Here is a 13,510-nt window from a genome sequence, read left to right on the forward strand (position 1 = left end):
TTCTCGGCCACCCTGGACCGCAACGTCGACCTGCTGGTGCGCCGCTACCTGACCGACCCCGTCGTGCACTCGGTGGACCCCTCGGCCGGTGCGGTCACCACGATGGAGCACCACGTGCTGCACGTCCACGGCGCCGACAAGCACCGGACGACGACGGAGATCGCGGCGCGCGAGGGCCGGGTGATGATGTTCCTGGACACCAAGCACGCCGTGGACCGGCTGACCCAGGACCTGCTGAACAGCGGTGTCCGGGCCGCCGCCCTGCACGGCGGGAAGTCGCAGCCCCAGCGCACCCGCACCCTCGCCCAGTTCAAGACCGGGCACGTCACCGTGCTGGTCGCCACCAACGTCGCCGCCCGCGGCATCCACGTCGACAACCTCGACCTCGTCGTCAACGTGGACCCGCCGTCCGACCACAAGGACTACCTCCACCGCGGTGGGCGCACCGCCCGCGCGGGCGAGTCCGGCAGTGTCGTCACCCTCGTGACGCCCAACCAGCGCCGCGACATGACCCGGCTCATGGCTGCCGCGGGCATCGTGCCCCAGACCACCCAGGTCCGCTCGGGCGAGGAGGCGCTGAGCCGGATCACCGGAGCCCAGGCCCCCTCCGGCGTCCCCGTCACCATCACCGCGCCGGTGTCCGAGCGTCCCCGGCGCGGCGCGGCCTCCCGCGGCCGGCGCGGTCCCGCTCCGGCGGGCCGGCGCGGGAACGGACGGCAGAGCGCCGTCCGTGCGGCGGCCTGAGAACCACGTGATCAGGAAGCTGACCCACCTCTGCAGGAGGCACGTCGTGACGCTGGTCCACATGCAACCCCGCTCGGCGGGAGCCAGTCCCGTGCACCGGACAGCGGACGATGCCGTCGGGACGGCCGTCCCGCAGGTCTGTGACGACATGACCGTCGAGGTGGCCCTGTCCGTCCTGGCCAGTGCGCGCGCCGCACACCTGCTCGTCCTCGACGAGGACGGCCTGTGCACTGGGCTGGTCACCCCGGACCGGCTCGCCGCCGTCCGTGACAGCGCCGCGTACACGGACCGGATCCGGCTGCGCGACGTGCTCGGCGGCCGAGGGCCGTTCGCCACACCCGTCACCACCACGGCCGGAGGCAGGCACGCGATGCACCACCGCCGGCTCGACGCCCCGCCCGTCGCCGACGGACAAGGCACTGCTCCGGGCGTCCTCGCCCTGGCCCTGGCCCGCTGAACCACCGCACCCCGCTCGGACCGTTCCCCTCCTCTCCCTGTGAGGCATCATGCGCTGCGTCATCGCCCGCTTCCCGTTCGACCTCACCAAGAGCGGCGTCCTGGAATCGATGAAGGGCATCAAGCCCGAACCGATCACCGGCGAATCGGTGACCATCGGCCGCCGCACCTACCCGGTCAAGCAGGTCGGCCAGGTCATCACCCGCCAGGACCGGCGTGACTTCAGCGCCGGCGAAGTCGTCCGGGCGATGACCCAGCTCGGATTCACCTGCCACGACGCTCCCGGGGCTGCGGCGCCCGCGCGCGCCCTCAGCCCGCTCGAGCAGGCTTCCGCGATGCTCGGCGTCCCGGTGACCGTCTGACCCGGTGACCGTCCGACCCACGGACCGTCCGACCCGCGACACCGCGGGAGTACAGCAAGAGGGCCCGACCGGCGTGCCGGTCGGGCCCTCTTGCGTACCGGTGGACGTTCGGAGGGGTCTGCGCAGACAGCGGGGCGGCACACGACTAGGGTCGGCAGACGGCGCAGCAGTCCTTCGGGAGCCTCGGTGCCGTCCGGCAGGTCCGGTACGTCCGGCACCGAGCCCCTCGGGGCGGCGTTCCACAGAGAGGTGCAATGACAGCACACGACTCGTTCGACCGTCTCGACGACGACGACTACCCGGCCTACACCATGGGCCGGGCCGCCGCCATGCTCGGCACCACCCAGGGCTTCCTCCGTGCCATCGGAGAGGCCCGTCTGATCACTCCGCTGCGCTCCGAGGGCGGTCACCGCCGCTACTCCCGCTACCAATTGCGCATCGCCGCCCGCGCGCGGGAACTCGTCGACCAGGGCACCCCCATCGAGGCCGCCTGCCGCATCATCATCCTCGAGGACCAGCTCGAGGAAGCCCAGCGCATCAACGCCGAATACCGCCGCGCCCGCGCCGGGGAGACACCCGAGGCATCCAAGGCACCTGGGACACCTGAGGCACCTGGGACACCCGCCGCAGAGTGACGGATCCGCCTGCTCGGCAGGGACGGACGGACATCACCCGAGTGCCGCGTCCCGCGGGCGACGTGATGCAGAGCGTCGTGGCGCGTGCCAGCGTGTTCCGAGGGGGGATCCGTACCCACCCGTCGAAGAGGAGCCGCCGTCATGGACGGTACGCAGGGCAAGCGTCAGGAACCGGGCAAGGGCCGTGAGGCACAGGGGCACCAGCGCCCCGGGGACCCCGCCCGCCCCCAGCCGGGCAAGCCCTCCCCCGAGCAGGCACAGAAGCAGGGCCGCAAGGAGACCTCGCGCGGGCGCGAGGACGATCTGCTGCGCGAAGAGGACCTGCACGACGAGAACTTCTGACCGGAGCAGTACCCCTTCACGCCCCGGAGCCCGGCCGGTCGCCATCGCCCCGGCCGGGCTCTGTCACGTGGCCCGCACCCGCACCGGTCCTGCTCGGGGTTCGGTCCCTGGCGGCGACGCCCACCCGGACGATCGCACCGGTCCTGCTCGACACGGTCGGTGGTGGATCAGGCCGTGTGCGCCGGTACCGCGGCCTCCCACGCGAACCCGTCCGGGTCGGTGAACGGGCCGCCCGCGCCGCCGACCGCGAGGCGGTGCGAGCCGGTGCCGTCGATCGGGACGCCGAGGTCCTTGGCCAGGGCGCGGCGCCCGTACAGCGCCACCTTGAAGGGGCTCCCCGGGGTGGAGAACTCCACGTACTTGCTGCCGAAGCTCCTGCCCACGGCGAGGCCGCGGTCGACGTAGAACCGCTTGCTCGCGGACACGTCGGCGACGCCGAGCAGGAGCACGACCTCGTCGATGCGGCCGGTCGCCGGGCCGGTGTCCTTCTTCGCGGACGTCGCGATCTTCCAGATGGTCCCGTCCGGGGCCCGTACGACTCCGCCGTAGCCCCAGAACGACTTGGAGGCGGGCTTCAGCGGGGTGGCTCCGGCGTCGAGCGCGGCGCCGACGAGCGCGTCGACGTCGGCCGGCCGGGGGACGGTGAGCGCGAGCGCGAACCCGCGGAAGCCGGTGGTCGGCGCGTCCGAGGCCCGCAGGCGTACCCGGGTGTCCAGGCCGAAGGCGGCGTAGAAGCGGTGGGCGGCCTCGGTGTCGGCCACTTCGAGCGTGAGGGTTTCGGTGGAGGTCATGAACATCACGCTAGTTGTGGCTCGGGGGCGGATGCTTCTCGAATCCTGACCGGTTCGGCCGGCCGCCGCCCGGTGCGCGGGTAGGCGTCGGGCGGCGTGCCGACCAGCTCGGTGAAGCGGCTGGTGAAGATGCCCGGCGTCGCGCAGCCGACGGCGCGGCGGACCTCGCTGACGCTGAGGTCGCCGCCCCGCAGCAGGGCCGTCGCGCGCTCGATGCGGCGCGCCGTCAGGTAGGCGTACGGGGACGCGCCGTAGGCGAGCCGGAACTGGCGGCCGAGGTGACCGGCCGCCATGTCGGCGGCCCGGGCGAGCTCCTCGACGTCCAGCGGGCGCGCGTACTCGCGGTCGATCCGGTCCCGGACGCGGCGCAGGCGCGCCAGGTCCAGCAGGTGCGCCGCCTCGATCAGTGCGTGTCTCCACGCGGGATGGCACATGGATGATCCCCCTTCGTCGATGTGCGCGACCGGCTCAGCGGAGCTCTTGGATGCGGATCAGGTTGCCCGCGGGGTCGCGGAAGGCGCAGTCGCGGACGCCGTACGGCTGCTCGGTCGGCTCCTGGACGACCTCGGCGTTGCCGGCCTGGATCTTCTCGAAGGTGCTGTCGAGGTTCTTGGTCGCCAGGAGGATCCAGCCGTAGGTGCCCTTCGCCATCATCTCGGCGATGGTGCGGCGCTCGGCCTCGGTGACACCGGGGTCGACGGCCGGCGGCGCGAGGAGGATGGACGTGCCGGGTTGGCCGGCGGGGCCGACGGTGATCCAGCGCATCTTGCCCTGGCCGACGTCGCTGCGGACCTCGAAGCCGAGGACGTCCCGGTAGAAGGCCACGGCGGCGTCCGGGTCGTCGTGCGGGAGGGTGCTCATGTGAATGCTGATGTCCATGCCGTCACGGTAACTGCGCCTGGACGAGGGGCGCTTCTCGAATCCTGACCGATTCGAGCCCCCTGAACAGGGAGGCACGGACGGCCCGGCGCGGCAGGTCCGTGCCCGGCGCGTCCCGCCCGGCAGTCCGGGCCCGGCAGGTCGGCGGCCCGGACCGGGCGCCCCGGTCCGGGCGGCCCGTGATCACCACGGGCTGCGGCCGGGCGGGGGACCGGTGAGCGGCCGCCGGGCCGCCGTCGGCGCAGCTCAGCGCGGTGCGGTCACCCCAACGGCCCGGCGTGTGGGTGATCTTCCCGGTGTGCGGCGCGCGACGCGTCGGCATAGGTCTGTGTCCGTGGGCGTCACAAACGTCCCGTGCCCCCGCAATGGGGCACCCACCGCTCCAGCACCCCTGGTGAGGAGTCACATGTCACGTATCAAGCGCCGGTCAGCCCGACGGTCAGCGCACCTGGCCGCACGCCGGGCCGCGCTCTCCGTCCTCGCGGCCACCGCCGCCCTGGTCACCGCCGTCCCGGCGGCCGCGCACGACGGTTCGGCCCGCCCCGAGGAGAAAGCCGCCCTCGGCGCCGAACACGCGCAGGAGCATACGAAAGTCCGGGAGCAGCTCGTCAAGTTGGGCGGGTACTCCCAGCTCGCCCGGATCGACAGCCTGAACTCGCTGACCCGCTCCCAGGCCGACGTGAACGCGCGCTTCCACCCCAAGGCGTTCGGGCAGTTCGCCGAGTACTTCCAGTCCCCGGACTTCGCCGCGCACATCGCCATGCTCCCGACGGGCAAGGTGCTGCTCTTCTCCTTCGAACGCATGGAGACCGACCCGACCGAGGAGCCGGCTCCGACCAACACCCTGGGCAAGGCCAACGCGGGCCGCGCCTTCCTGTGGGACCCCCGCCGCGGAACCGGCCCGGACGCCTTCAAGAAGGTCACCCCGCCCGAGCTGGTCGTACCGGACGGCACCGGCGAGAAGCGTCCCGCGCCGTTCTTCTGCGCCGGGCACGCCTTCCTGCCCAACGGCATGCTCGGCGTCTTCGGCGGCAACCTCGGTTACGGGGGCGGGGCGGGCGCCAAGCTGTCGCTGGTCTTCGACCCGTGGACCGAGGGCTGGTCGGTGAACAAGGACATGGAGGTCGGCCGCTGGTACCCCTCGGTGGCCACCGCCCCCGACGGCCGCCTGCTGATCATGTCCGGCCACACCGACGAGGGCTGGGGCACCTCCACCTCCGTCGTCGAGCGCTTCCCCGCGAAGAGCCACCCCGTGCCCTTCGAGAAGACCCTGATCCCGCGGGACGTCCCGACGGACACCCTGCGCGTGGACGCGCCCTTCGGCGCCGACAGCGACTACCCGCACCTGTTCACCCTGCGCGACGGCAAGGTGTACGGCCTGGGCCGCCACGCCACCAAGCAGTGGGCCTTCGACCCGGTCGCGGAGACCCGTACGGACCTGCCCGCGCGCCCCGACGGCATCCACCGCGGCTACGGCTCCGCCGTGCCACTGCCCGCCGGACTGCGCGGCCCCGACTCCGTCCTGGTCCTCGGCGGCGACCGGGACGACCCCAACACCTACCGGTTCACGAGCGGCGGAGCCTGGGAGAAGCAGCAGCCCCGCGCCTTCGGCCGTACGCAGGACGACACCCTGCTGCTCCCGGACGCCAGCCTGCTGTCCGTCAACGGAGCTTTCGGCATCCGGGACTACGGCAACGGCGACTACAACCCCAAGTCCGATCTGAAGTACCGGCAGATCGAGACCCGCAACGCGCTGGGCGAGTGGAAGCTGGGCCCGGCGCAGCGGCTGCCGCGCGGCTACCACTCCAACGCCGTCGTCCTCCCGGACGGCCGGATCATGGTCACCGGTGACGAGCTGCAGCAGCTCGCCAACGACCCGAAGATCGACGACGACATGAACGGCAGCATCGAGATCTTCGAGCCGTCCTACCTCCACCGGGGCAGCCGCCCGGCTCTCGACCGCGCCCCCGACGGGCCGCTGCGGTACAACACCGCCTTCAACGTGGGGACCTCCACGCCCGACAAGGTCAAGAAGGCCGTCCTGCTGGCCCCGACCACCGCGACGCACTCGATCAACACGAGCCAGCGCCACCTGGAACTGGGCATCCTGAAGCGCCAGGGCAACAGCCTGCGCCTGCAGGCACCGCCCTCGGCCAACGACGTCCCGCCCGGCTACTACATGCTCTTCCTGCTGGACGAGGACGGAGTGCCGAGCGCGGCCAAGTGGGTCTCCTTCCGGTAGTCCGCAAGGCCACCCCCCGCCGCTCACCGCACGACGCACGCCACAGCCCCGGGCCATCGGCCCGGGGCTGTGGTGCTTCCCGCGCGCCGTCAGCGGTGGCGCAGCGCGTTCTGGGAGTCGACGTACTTCAGCATGAGGCGGGCGAAGTCGAGGCGTTCGCGCTCGCTCCAGTCGGCCGTCACGTACTCGAAGGCCGCGCGCTGGTGCCGCCGGAAGCGGTCCATCATGTCCCGGCCCCCGGGGCTGAGGTGCAGGATCGTGCGGCGGCCGTCCGCCTGGGAGGCCGCTCGGACGAGGTATCCGGCGGAGATGCTGTCGGACACCATGCGGCTGGCCACCGAGGGGTCGACGCCCAGGTGCTCGGCCACGCCGCCGACGGTGATCTCGCGGCCGTCGCCCTGCTCGGCCTCCAGGACGATGTTGAGGACCAGGGTGCGGCTGAGGTCCTTCTGGGAGATCGGGTTCTCGACCTCCAGGAGCGAGGTGCGCCGCAGCTTCCCGAACGCCGGGCCCACGGCGTCCAGCAGTTCCTCGTCGGTCGCCGGCTCGTGCTTCGTCATGCCCCTCATCGTACATACGTGAGCTCACGCAGGCATGTGTTGACGTGAAAACGTGTGCATGCAAGCATGCATATGTAACCACGAACGAACGGAGCTCTCGTGACCATCCTCATCACCGGCGCGCGCGGCCAGATCGGCCGGACGGTCGTCGACCGCCTGCACCACGCCGGTCTCCCCGTCCGCGCCGCCAGCGCCCGCCCCGCCGAACTGGCCGTCCCCGCGGGCGTCGGGACCGCCGAGCTCGTCCTCGACCGGCCCGGGACCTTCGCCGCCGCACTCCGCGGCGTCCGCCAGGTATTCCTCTATCCCCAGCCGGCCGGCATCCACGACCTGATCGAGGCCGCCGGGGCCGCCGGGGTCGAGCACGTCGTCCTGCTGTCCTCGTCCTCGGTGCTCGCCCCCGGCGCCGCGAACGACCCGCTCGCCCGCCACAGCCTCCAGGTCGAGCGCGCCCTGGCAGGCTCCGGTCTCACCCGTACGTTCCTGCGCCCGGACGCCTTCGCCAGCAACTCCCTGGGCTGGTCCGGGTCCATCGGCCGGTCGATGCCGGTGCAGCTCGCGTACCCGGACGCGCAGATCGCCCCCATCCACCCCGAGGACATCGCCGACATCGCCGTGGAGGCCCTGACCGGCGGCCGCGCCACCGGCGGCGCCCTGGCCGGCGGCCCGCTCACCGGTCGCTCGCTCACCCTGACCGGCTCCGAGTCGCTCTCCTTCCGCGAGCAGCTCGGCGTCCTCTCCGAGACCCTCGGCCGCGCGATCCCGGTCGCGCACATCACCCGCGCCGAGGCGGAGCAGCAGATGGGCCTGCACATGCCCGCCCCGATGGTCTCCTCGCTGCTCGACCTGTGGGAGGCCGCCGGTCACGGCCCCGCGGCCATCGGCGAGACCACCGAAACCCTCCTCGGCGCACCCGCCCGCACCTATCGGCAGTGGGCCCGCGAGAACGCGCACGCCTTCACCCGCCACTGACCCGCCGACCCTCCGGAGGAGACCGCACATGCGACAGGACAGCAACCGGCACAGGAACCAGGACATGACGCAGGGCAGGAAGCCCATCGGGTACTGGCTCAACCGCACCGACCGGGCCCTGACCTCATCCATGAACTCCGCGCTGGCCGGCTTCGGCCTCACCCGGCTCGGCTGGCAGGCCCTCAACGTCGTGAGGGACGACCCGCGGGCCACCGACACCGCCGTCCTGACCGCCCTGGCGGCAGGCGCCGACACCGCGACGCTGACCGCGACCGTCGCATCGCTCCTCACCGGCGGCTGGGTGACCCGCCCACGGCCGGGCCACCTCGCCCTCACCGACGACGGCCGCGTCCGCCTCGCCGGGGTCGCCCGCCGCATGGACGCCTTCCGCGAGCTGTCGGCCCGGGGGATCACGCGCGAGGAGTACCTCACCGCCGTCGGCGTTCTGGAGCGCATGACGCGCAACCTGGAGGCCGGGCCGGGGCGGTGAGGCGCCCCGGCGGCGAGGACCGTGGTGTCACAGGCCGACGAGCCGGGCCTCCCGCTCGCCGGCCGCCGTCCGCGGCGCGTCCTTCGGGGTGCGCAGGACCGTGAGGGCGATGGCCAGGGCGGCCAGGATCAGGGCGGCGCCGACCGCGAAGGCCAGCTGGTAGCCGCCGGTCAGGGCCTCGGGGACGGGGCGGCCCGCCGCGGTGAGGGACTCGGTGCGGGCGGCCGCCAGGGTGGAGAGGACCGCGACGCCGAGGGCCATGCCGATCTGCTGGGTGGTGTTGAAGAGGCCGGAGGCCAGACCCGCGTCCGCCTCCTTCGCACCGGACATGCCCAGTGAGGTCAGGGCGGGCAGGGCGAGGCCGAATCCGGCCGCGAGGAGCATCACCGGGAGCAGGTCGGTGAGGTAGTCCGCCCGGTCGGCCTGGGCGGGTACGCGCGTCAGCAGGCCGAGTACGCCGACCAGGAGGACCAGACCGGCCGACAGGACCCTGCGCTCGCCGAAGCGGGAGACCAGCCGGGCCGAGACGGTGAGGGAGACGACTCCGATGACGGCCGCGGCCGGCAGCATCGCGAGACCGGTCTCGGCGGCGCCGTACCCGAGCACGTTCTGCATGTAGAGCGCGACGAGGATCTGGAACGAGAAGAGCGCGGCGACCATCAGCATCTGGACCAGGTTGGCGCCGAGGACACTGCGCGAGCGGAAGATGCGCAGCGGCATGAGCGGGGTGCGTGCCGTGGCCTGGCGCACGAGGAAGCCGGCGAGCAGGGCGAGCGCGAGGGCGCCGAAGCCGAGGGTGTGGGCCGAAGCGGCCCCGTACGCCTCGATCTTGACGACGGTGTAGATGCCGAGCATCAGGCCGGAGGTGACGAGGAGCGCGCCCAGGGTGTCCGCGCCGGCCTTCAGGCCGAGGCCCCGGTCTCCCGGTAGGGCCGGGAGGGCGGCGAGGAGCACCGCGATGCCGATGGGCAGATTGATGAAGAAGATCCAGTTCCAGGTGAGCGCGTCGGTGAGGACACCGCCGAGGACCTGTCCGATCGAGGCGCCGGCGGCTCCGGTGAAGCTGAACACCCCGATGGCTCCGGCCCGTTCGCGCGGCTCGGTGAAGAGCGTGACGAGGATGCCGAGACTGACGGCGGAGGCCATCGCGCTGCCGGCGCCCTGCAGGAAGCGCGCCGCGATGAGGACCTCGGGCGAGGTGGCGAGACCGGCCAGCAGCGAGGCTGCGGTGAACACCGCGGTGCCCGCGAGGAACATCCGTCTGCGGCCGATCAGGTCACCGAGGCGGCCGGCGAGCAGGAGCAGCGATCCGAAGGCGATGAGGTAGGCGTTGACGACCCAGCTCAGGCCGACCGGGGTGAACCCGAGATCGCCCTGGATGGCCGGCATCGCGACGGTCACGATGCTGCCGTCGAGGACCGTCATCAGCATCCCGGTGGCCAGGACACCCAGGGCGAGCCGGCGGGAGCGTGAGGGGGACGGGGAAAGGGAGGGGGCGGCGGTGCGCACGGCGGTCTCTCCTGTCGTTGGAGGCAACAGGAAGGACCGTAACAGATAGTTTTGTTGCAGACTATCTTTTACGGATCCAATCGTGCGGCGGGCGGCCGTACGCGCCCCGGGCTACCCCTTCTGACGCGCCCGCCGGGCCGGTCGCGAGCCCTCCACGGGCGTCTCCAGATGCCCGGTGACCAGCCGGTTCAACGCCCGGAGCAGCACCGCGCGCTCCTCCTCGGGCAGGGCGCCGAGCGCGCTCCCGTGGACCTGGTCGACGATCTTCTGGCTCTCCTGCGCGACCTTCGCCCCCTCCTCGGTCACCGCGATGACCCGTGCCCGCCGGTCGGTGCTGGACGGCCTGCGCTCGGCGAGACCGGCCTTCTCCAGCGCATCGACCGTCACCACCATCGTGGTCTTGTCCATGTCGCCGATCTCGGCCAGCTGCGCCTGGGTGCGCTCCCCCTCCAGGGCGTGGACGAGCACGCAGTGCATCCGCGGGGTGAGCCCGATCGCGCCGAGCCGTGCGCTCATCTGCGTCCGCAGCACGTGACTGGTGTGGTCCAGGAGGAAGGACAGGTCCGGTTCGGTGCGCGTGGGTGCCATGGCCGTCATGCCTGCCAGGGTAACGAGAATCGATCCGTCGCGGATTATCGACAACCGGACCATCGAGGCCCGGGGCATTCCTCGATGCAGGACACCGCCGGTCCGCATGCCGGCACATGCCGGCACCCGCTCCGGTCGCGCGATCCGCCCCGGCCCGTTCTCCTGAAGCCATGGAACACAACGCGGTCGGACAGCGCCGACGCGTCCTGCTGGGTCACCTGCTGCGCTCGCTGCTCTCGGCCACCCTGCTCACGGTGCTGTACTACGTGGCGCCCTTGGACGGCGGGTTCGGCGTCTCCACCATCGTGACGCTCCTGGTCGGCCTGGTGTTCTTCGGACTGCTGACGGTCTGGCAGGTCGCCTCCATCGCCCGTGCCCCCTACCCACGCATGCGCGCCCTGGAAGCGGTGACCACCGCCGTACCGCTGTTCCTGATGCTGTTCTCCGCGACGTACTTCCTGCTCTCGAGCCAGAGCCCCACGACCTTTTCCGAGCCCCTGAGCCGCACGGACGCCCTGTACTTCACCGTCACGGTGTTCGCCACCGTGGGGTTCGGCGACATCGTGCCCACCACCCAGGGCAGCCGGGTCCTGACCACCATCCAGATGGTCGCCGACCTGATCGTCGTGGGTGTGATCGCCAAAGCCCTCTTCGGCGCGGTCAAAGTCGCCATGCACAAGCGCAGTTCGGCGCCCCCCGACCCGGACGACGAGCTCTGAGCGGCGAAGTACGCCCCCCGGGTGGACCATCGAGGGAGCGGAAAGGAAGTGAGCCATGCCGCAGTCGCGCCCGCGCCCCGAACCGCCACCCGGCGGAACGCAGCCGCAGGAGGCCGACGTCCTGAGGCAGACGCTGCGCAGCCCCGGATACCTCAAGCTGCTGTGCTTCTGCGCCGTCATCAGCATCCCGGTGTCCCTCGCGTCGTTCTGGTTCCTCGCCGGGCTGCACAAGATGGAACGCGCGCTGTGGGCGGACCTTCCCGAGGCCCTGGGCTGGGACGCCCCGCCCTGGTGGTGGCCGCTCCCGCTGCTGCTCGTCGCCGGCCTCGTGGTCGGCCCGGTCGTCACGCACATGCGCGGCAACGGCGGCCACCTCCCGGCGGGAGGCCTGCACACCGGCGGGACCTCGGAGAAGGCCCTGCCCGGGGTCGTGATCGCGGCCGTGGCCAGTCTGCCGCTCGGCGCGGTGCTGGGACCGGAGGCCCCGCTGATCGCCCTCGGCGGCGGGCTGGCCCTGCTGTTCCGCAACCTCGCGCAGGCACCGGTGACCCCGACGAGCACCGCGCTCGTGGGCGCGGCGGGTGCCGCGGCGGCCGTCTCCACCATCTTCGGCAATCCGCTGATCGCCGCGGTGCTGCTGATCGAAGTGGCGGGCGTGGGCGGACCGCAGCTGTTCGCGGTGATGCTGCCGTCCCTGCTGTCCGCCGGGGTCGGTGACCTGGTCTTCACGGGTCTCGGACGCTGGACCGGGCTGCCGACCGGCAGCCTGAAGCTCGATCTGGGCATCCCCGTGCCCCACCTGGACGTGCCCGACGTGCTCTGGGCGGTGGTCATCGCCGCGGCCCTCGCCGCCGCCCTGCACCCCGTGCTGACCGGAGCCCGGCTGGTGGCCGCCTGGGTCCTCGCACGGCCGGTCCTGCGGACCGTGCTGTGCGCCCTGGCCGCTGCGGCCTGTGCCTCCCTCTACGCCCTCCTCACCGGCCGCTCGCCCGCCGACGTCACCGGGTCGGGCCAGTCGACGATCGGCACGCTGGCCGCCGACCCGCACGCCTGGGGCGTGGGCGCGCTGATCGGCGTGCTCGTCTTCAAGGGCGCCGGCTACGCCATCTGCCTCGGCAGCCTGCGGGGCGGCCCCATCTTCCCCGCGCTGTGCCTCGGCGCCGTGGCGGGCGTCCTGCTCGGTCCGCTGCCCGGTCTCGGCATCGTGCCCGCGATGGGAGCGGGCATGGCGGCGACCGCGGCCAGCGTGCTGCGGCTGCCGGTGAGCAGCGTGGTGATGGTGGTCCTGATGCTGGGCGGCACCGCGATGATGCCGGTCGTGATCCTGGCGGCCGTGGTCGCCTTCGTGGTCACCGAGCTGCTGCCCGTGGGGCCCCCGGTTCCCGAGCTGCCCGCCGTACCGGCCGTACGGGCGGCGCCCGCGGCGAAGTAGCCGCCGGCCTACGGCGAGGACCCCGCCCGGGGAGCCGGGCGGGGTCCTCCGTACGGATACGGGCGCGGGGGTGGAGCGAGGGTGGCGCGGCGGTGGAACGGCGGCCGGCCCGTCAGCAGCGCAGGCCGGTGGAGGCGGCCGTGGCGGCCTGGTCCAGGTTCTCGATCTGCGGCTGCAACTGGGTGCGCGCGTCCTTGCCGGTCGTGTCCCCCGGCAGGTCCTGGTAGCTCTTCTTGAGGTCCTCGGCGGCGGACTGGACGGCGGCGCGCTCCGCGTCCTTCAGCTGGGCCGCGTTCTCCTTGACCCCTTCCCAGTCCTTCTGGACGGCCTCGTAGGCCTCCTTGACCTGGTCCTTGGTCGCGTTGGCGGGGTTCAGGGCCTTCAGCTTGGCGTTGTCGGCCTTGAGCGCGGTCAGGTCGGTGCAGAGGTCCGCGGCGGCCTCGGTGGCCTCCTCCGCGGGCGAGCTGTCGTCGGAGCACGCGGAGAGAGCGAGGATCGCGCCGACGCAGAGCACACCGATCACCGGGAAACGCTTCATGGGGACCTTCCTCAATCGGACGGACCGGCAGTACGGGATCTTCCGGTACACCCGACAAAATATGCAGATACCGGGACACTCCGCATCCGCACTGCTCCGTTCCGTCACCCCGCCCGGGCGGCCGGGGCACACGTGAGGGGTGGGTCCGCCGCCCCCCCCGGCCCCCCCCCCCGCGCCCCCGCGGGCGGGCCCCCCCCACGCCCGTGTCCCGGGTGGCCCGGCACGCCCCGGTGGCGGGCCGGACCCGGCCC

General features: G+C 72.6%; 17 protein-coding genes. 10 read left to right on the forward strand and 7 right to left on the reverse strand.

All coding sequences use genetic code 11. From position 1 onward, the window contains the following. The 5 genes from ACWGE1_RS35135 to ACWGE1_RS35155 form a co-directional block, all read left to right on the forward strand. A partial coding sequence (locus ACWGE1_RS35135; protein ID WP_453424518.1) for a helicase-related protein occupies positions 1–744 on the forward strand: 744 nt, incomplete at its 5' end. 46 nt (positions 745–790) lie between these two features. Next, entirely contained in the window at positions 791–1,201 is a 411-nt protein-coding gene (locus ACWGE1_RS35140) for a CBS domain-containing protein (RefSeq protein ID WP_453424519.1), read from the forward strand. Between the two features lie 49 nt (positions 1,202–1,250). Beyond that, on the forward strand, positions 1,251–1,562 hold the full coding sequence (locus ACWGE1_RS35145; RefSeq protein ID WP_453424520.1) for an SCO5918 family protein: 312 nt from the start codon (positions 1,251–1,253) through the stop codon (positions 1,560–1,562). A gap of 254 nt (positions 1,563–1,816) precedes the next feature. Then, positions 1,817–2,197, forward strand: coding sequence for a MerR family transcriptional regulator (locus tag ACWGE1_RS35150; RefSeq protein WP_453424521.1), 381 nt, complete (start codon positions 1,817–1,819; stop codon positions 2,195–2,197). A gap of 141 nt (positions 2,198–2,338) precedes the next feature. Then, on the forward strand, positions 2,339–2,539 hold the full coding sequence (locus tag ACWGE1_RS35155) for a hypothetical protein (RefSeq protein ID WP_453424522.1): 201 nt from the start codon (positions 2,339–2,341) through the stop codon (positions 2,537–2,539). A 167-nt stretch (positions 2,540–2,706) separates the two neighbouring features. Here ACWGE1_RS35155 and ACWGE1_RS35160 read toward each other — a convergent pair whose 3' ends face one another. Genes ACWGE1_RS35160 through ACWGE1_RS35170 form a run of 3 tightly spaced genes read right to left on the reverse strand, consistent with a single transcriptional unit; the run spans position 2,707 to position 4,209 of the window. Further along, positions 2,707–3,330 carry a glyoxalase gene (locus ACWGE1_RS35160; RefSeq protein WP_453424523.1) on the reverse strand — a complete coding sequence of 208 codons (624 nt, stop codon included), beginning with the start codon at positions 3,328–3,330 and terminating at the stop codon, positions 2,707–2,709. 5 nt (positions 3,331–3,335) lie between these two features. Further along, a complete protein-coding gene (locus ACWGE1_RS35165; RefSeq protein WP_453424524.1) occupies positions 3,336–3,764 on the reverse strand; it encodes a helix-turn-helix transcriptional regulator in 429 nt (142 codons plus the stop codon). A gap of 34 nt (positions 3,765–3,798) precedes the next feature. Then, positions 3,799–4,209, reverse strand: a complete 411-nt coding sequence (locus tag ACWGE1_RS35170) for a VOC family protein (protein WP_453424525.1) — start codon at positions 4,207–4,209, stop codon at positions 3,799–3,801. Positions 4,210–4,615: 406 nt separating this feature from the next. On the opposite strand from ACWGE1_RS35170, the gene ACWGE1_RS35175 reads away from it, so the two are divergent. Continuing rightward, positions 4,616–6,451, forward strand: coding sequence for a galactose oxidase-like domain-containing protein (locus tag ACWGE1_RS35175; protein ID WP_453424526.1), 1,836 nt, complete (start codon positions 4,616–4,618; stop codon positions 6,449–6,451). A gap of 89 nt (positions 6,452–6,540) precedes the next feature. On the opposite strand, the gene ACWGE1_RS35180 is transcribed toward ACWGE1_RS35175, so the two are convergent. Beyond that, a complete protein-coding gene (locus ACWGE1_RS35180; protein ID WP_453424527.1) occupies positions 6,541–7,011 on the reverse strand; it encodes a MarR family winged helix-turn-helix transcriptional regulator in 471 nt (156 codons plus the stop codon). A gap of 99 nt (positions 7,012–7,110) precedes the next feature. On the opposite strand from ACWGE1_RS35180, the gene ACWGE1_RS35185 reads away from it, so the two are divergent. Both ACWGE1_RS35185 and ACWGE1_RS35190 read left to right on the forward strand, forming a co-directional pair. After that, positions 7,111–7,983 carry an NAD(P)H-binding protein gene (locus tag ACWGE1_RS35185; RefSeq protein WP_453424528.1) on the forward strand — a complete coding sequence of 291 codons (873 nt, stop codon included), beginning with the start codon at positions 7,111–7,113 and terminating at the stop codon, positions 7,981–7,983. Between the two features lie 28 nt (positions 7,984–8,011). Next, positions 8,012–8,473 carry a MarR family winged helix-turn-helix transcriptional regulator gene (locus ACWGE1_RS35190; RefSeq protein ID WP_453424529.1) on the forward strand — a complete coding sequence of 154 codons (462 nt, stop codon included), beginning with the start codon at positions 8,012–8,014 and terminating at the stop codon, positions 8,471–8,473. A 27-nt stretch (positions 8,474–8,500) separates the two neighbouring features. Here ACWGE1_RS35190 and ACWGE1_RS35195 read toward each other — a convergent pair whose 3' ends face one another. Both ACWGE1_RS35195 and ACWGE1_RS35200 read right to left on the reverse strand, forming a co-directional pair. Further along, positions 8,501–9,904 (reverse strand): MFS transporter, encoded by a 1,404-nt coding sequence (locus ACWGE1_RS35195; protein ID WP_453424534.1) that lies wholly within the window; start codon positions 9,902–9,904, stop codon positions 8,501–8,503. A 189-nt stretch (positions 9,905–10,093) separates the two neighbouring features. Then, positions 10,094–10,579: a MarR family winged helix-turn-helix transcriptional regulator gene (locus ACWGE1_RS35200; RefSeq protein WP_453424530.1), complete on the reverse strand. Its 486-nt coding sequence runs from the start codon at positions 10,577–10,579 to the stop codon at positions 10,094–10,096. A 161-nt stretch (positions 10,580–10,740) separates the two neighbouring features. Between ACWGE1_RS35200 and ACWGE1_RS35205 the strand changes: the two genes are divergently transcribed. Both ACWGE1_RS35205 and ACWGE1_RS35210 read left to right on the forward strand, forming a co-directional pair. Next, complete coding sequence (locus tag ACWGE1_RS35205) at positions 10,741–11,289, forward strand: potassium channel family protein (protein WP_453424531.1); 549 nt, start codon at positions 10,741–10,743, stop codon at positions 11,287–11,289. A gap of 55 nt (positions 11,290–11,344) precedes the next feature. Beyond that, on the forward strand, positions 11,345–12,721 hold the full coding sequence (locus ACWGE1_RS35210) for a chloride channel protein (protein ID WP_453424532.1): 1,377 nt from the start codon (positions 11,345–11,347) through the stop codon (positions 12,719–12,721). Positions 12,722–12,833: 112 nt separating this feature from the next. Here the strand turns inward: ACWGE1_RS35210 and ACWGE1_RS35215 are convergent, their stop codons facing one another. After that, positions 12,834–13,259 carry a hypothetical protein gene (locus tag ACWGE1_RS35215; RefSeq protein WP_453424533.1) on the reverse strand — a complete coding sequence of 142 codons (426 nt, stop codon included), beginning with the start codon at positions 13,257–13,259 and terminating at the stop codon, positions 12,834–12,836. Between the last annotated feature and the right edge of the window lie 251 nt (positions 13,260–13,510).

It is taken from the genome of Streptomyces sp. NPDC054932 (genome assembly GCF_053610205.1).

Bases quoted from the DNA above. Each gene is read 5' to 3' on its own strand.
- ACWGE1_RS35145 (WP_453424520.1), top strand. From the start codon at position 1,251: ATGCGCTGCGTCATCGCCCGCTTCCCGTTCGACCTCACCAAGAGCGGC.
- ACWGE1_RS35150 (WP_453424521.1), top strand. From the start codon at position 1,817: ATGACAGCACACGACTCGTTCGACCGTCTCGACGACGACGACTACCCG.
- ACWGE1_RS35155 (WP_453424522.1), top strand. From the start codon at position 2,339: ATGGACGGTACGCAGGGCAAGCGTCAGGAACCGGGCAAGGGCCGTGAG.
- ACWGE1_RS35160 (WP_453424523.1), bottom strand. From the start codon at position 3,330: ATGACCTCCACCGAAACCCTCACGCTCGAAGTGGCCGACACCGAGGCC.
- ACWGE1_RS35165 (WP_453424524.1), bottom strand. From the start codon at position 3,764: ATGTGCCATCCCGCGTGGAGACACGCACTGATCGAGGCGGCGCACCTG.
- ACWGE1_RS35170 (WP_453424525.1), bottom strand. From the start codon at position 4,209: ATGGACATCAGCATTCACATGAGCACCCTCCCGCACGACGACCCGGAC.
- ACWGE1_RS35175 (WP_453424526.1), top strand. From the start codon at position 4,616: ATGTCACGTATCAAGCGCCGGTCAGCCCGACGGTCAGCGCACCTGGCC.
- ACWGE1_RS35180 (WP_453424527.1), bottom strand. From the start codon at position 7,011: ATGACGAAGCACGAGCCGGCGACCGACGAGGAACTGCTGGACGCCGTG.
- ACWGE1_RS35190 (WP_453424529.1), top strand. From the start codon at position 8,012: ATGCGACAGGACAGCAACCGGCACAGGAACCAGGACATGACGCAGGGC.
- ACWGE1_RS35195 (WP_453424534.1), bottom strand. From the start codon at position 9,904: ATGCTGATGACGGTCCTCGACGGCAGCATCGTGACCGTCGCGATGCCG.
- ACWGE1_RS35200 (WP_453424530.1), bottom strand. From the start codon at position 10,579: ATGACGGCCATGGCACCCACGCGCACCGAACCGGACCTGTCCTTCCTC.
- ACWGE1_RS35205 (WP_453424531.1), top strand. From the start codon at position 10,741: ATGGAACACAACGCGGTCGGACAGCGCCGACGCGTCCTGCTGGGTCAC.
- ACWGE1_RS35210 (WP_453424532.1), top strand. From the start codon at position 11,345: ATGCCGCAGTCGCGCCCGCGCCCCGAACCGCCACCCGGCGGAACGCAG.
- ACWGE1_RS35215 (WP_453424533.1), bottom strand. From the start codon at position 13,259: ATGAAGCGTTTCCCGGTGATCGGTGTGCTCTGCGTCGGCGCGATCCTC.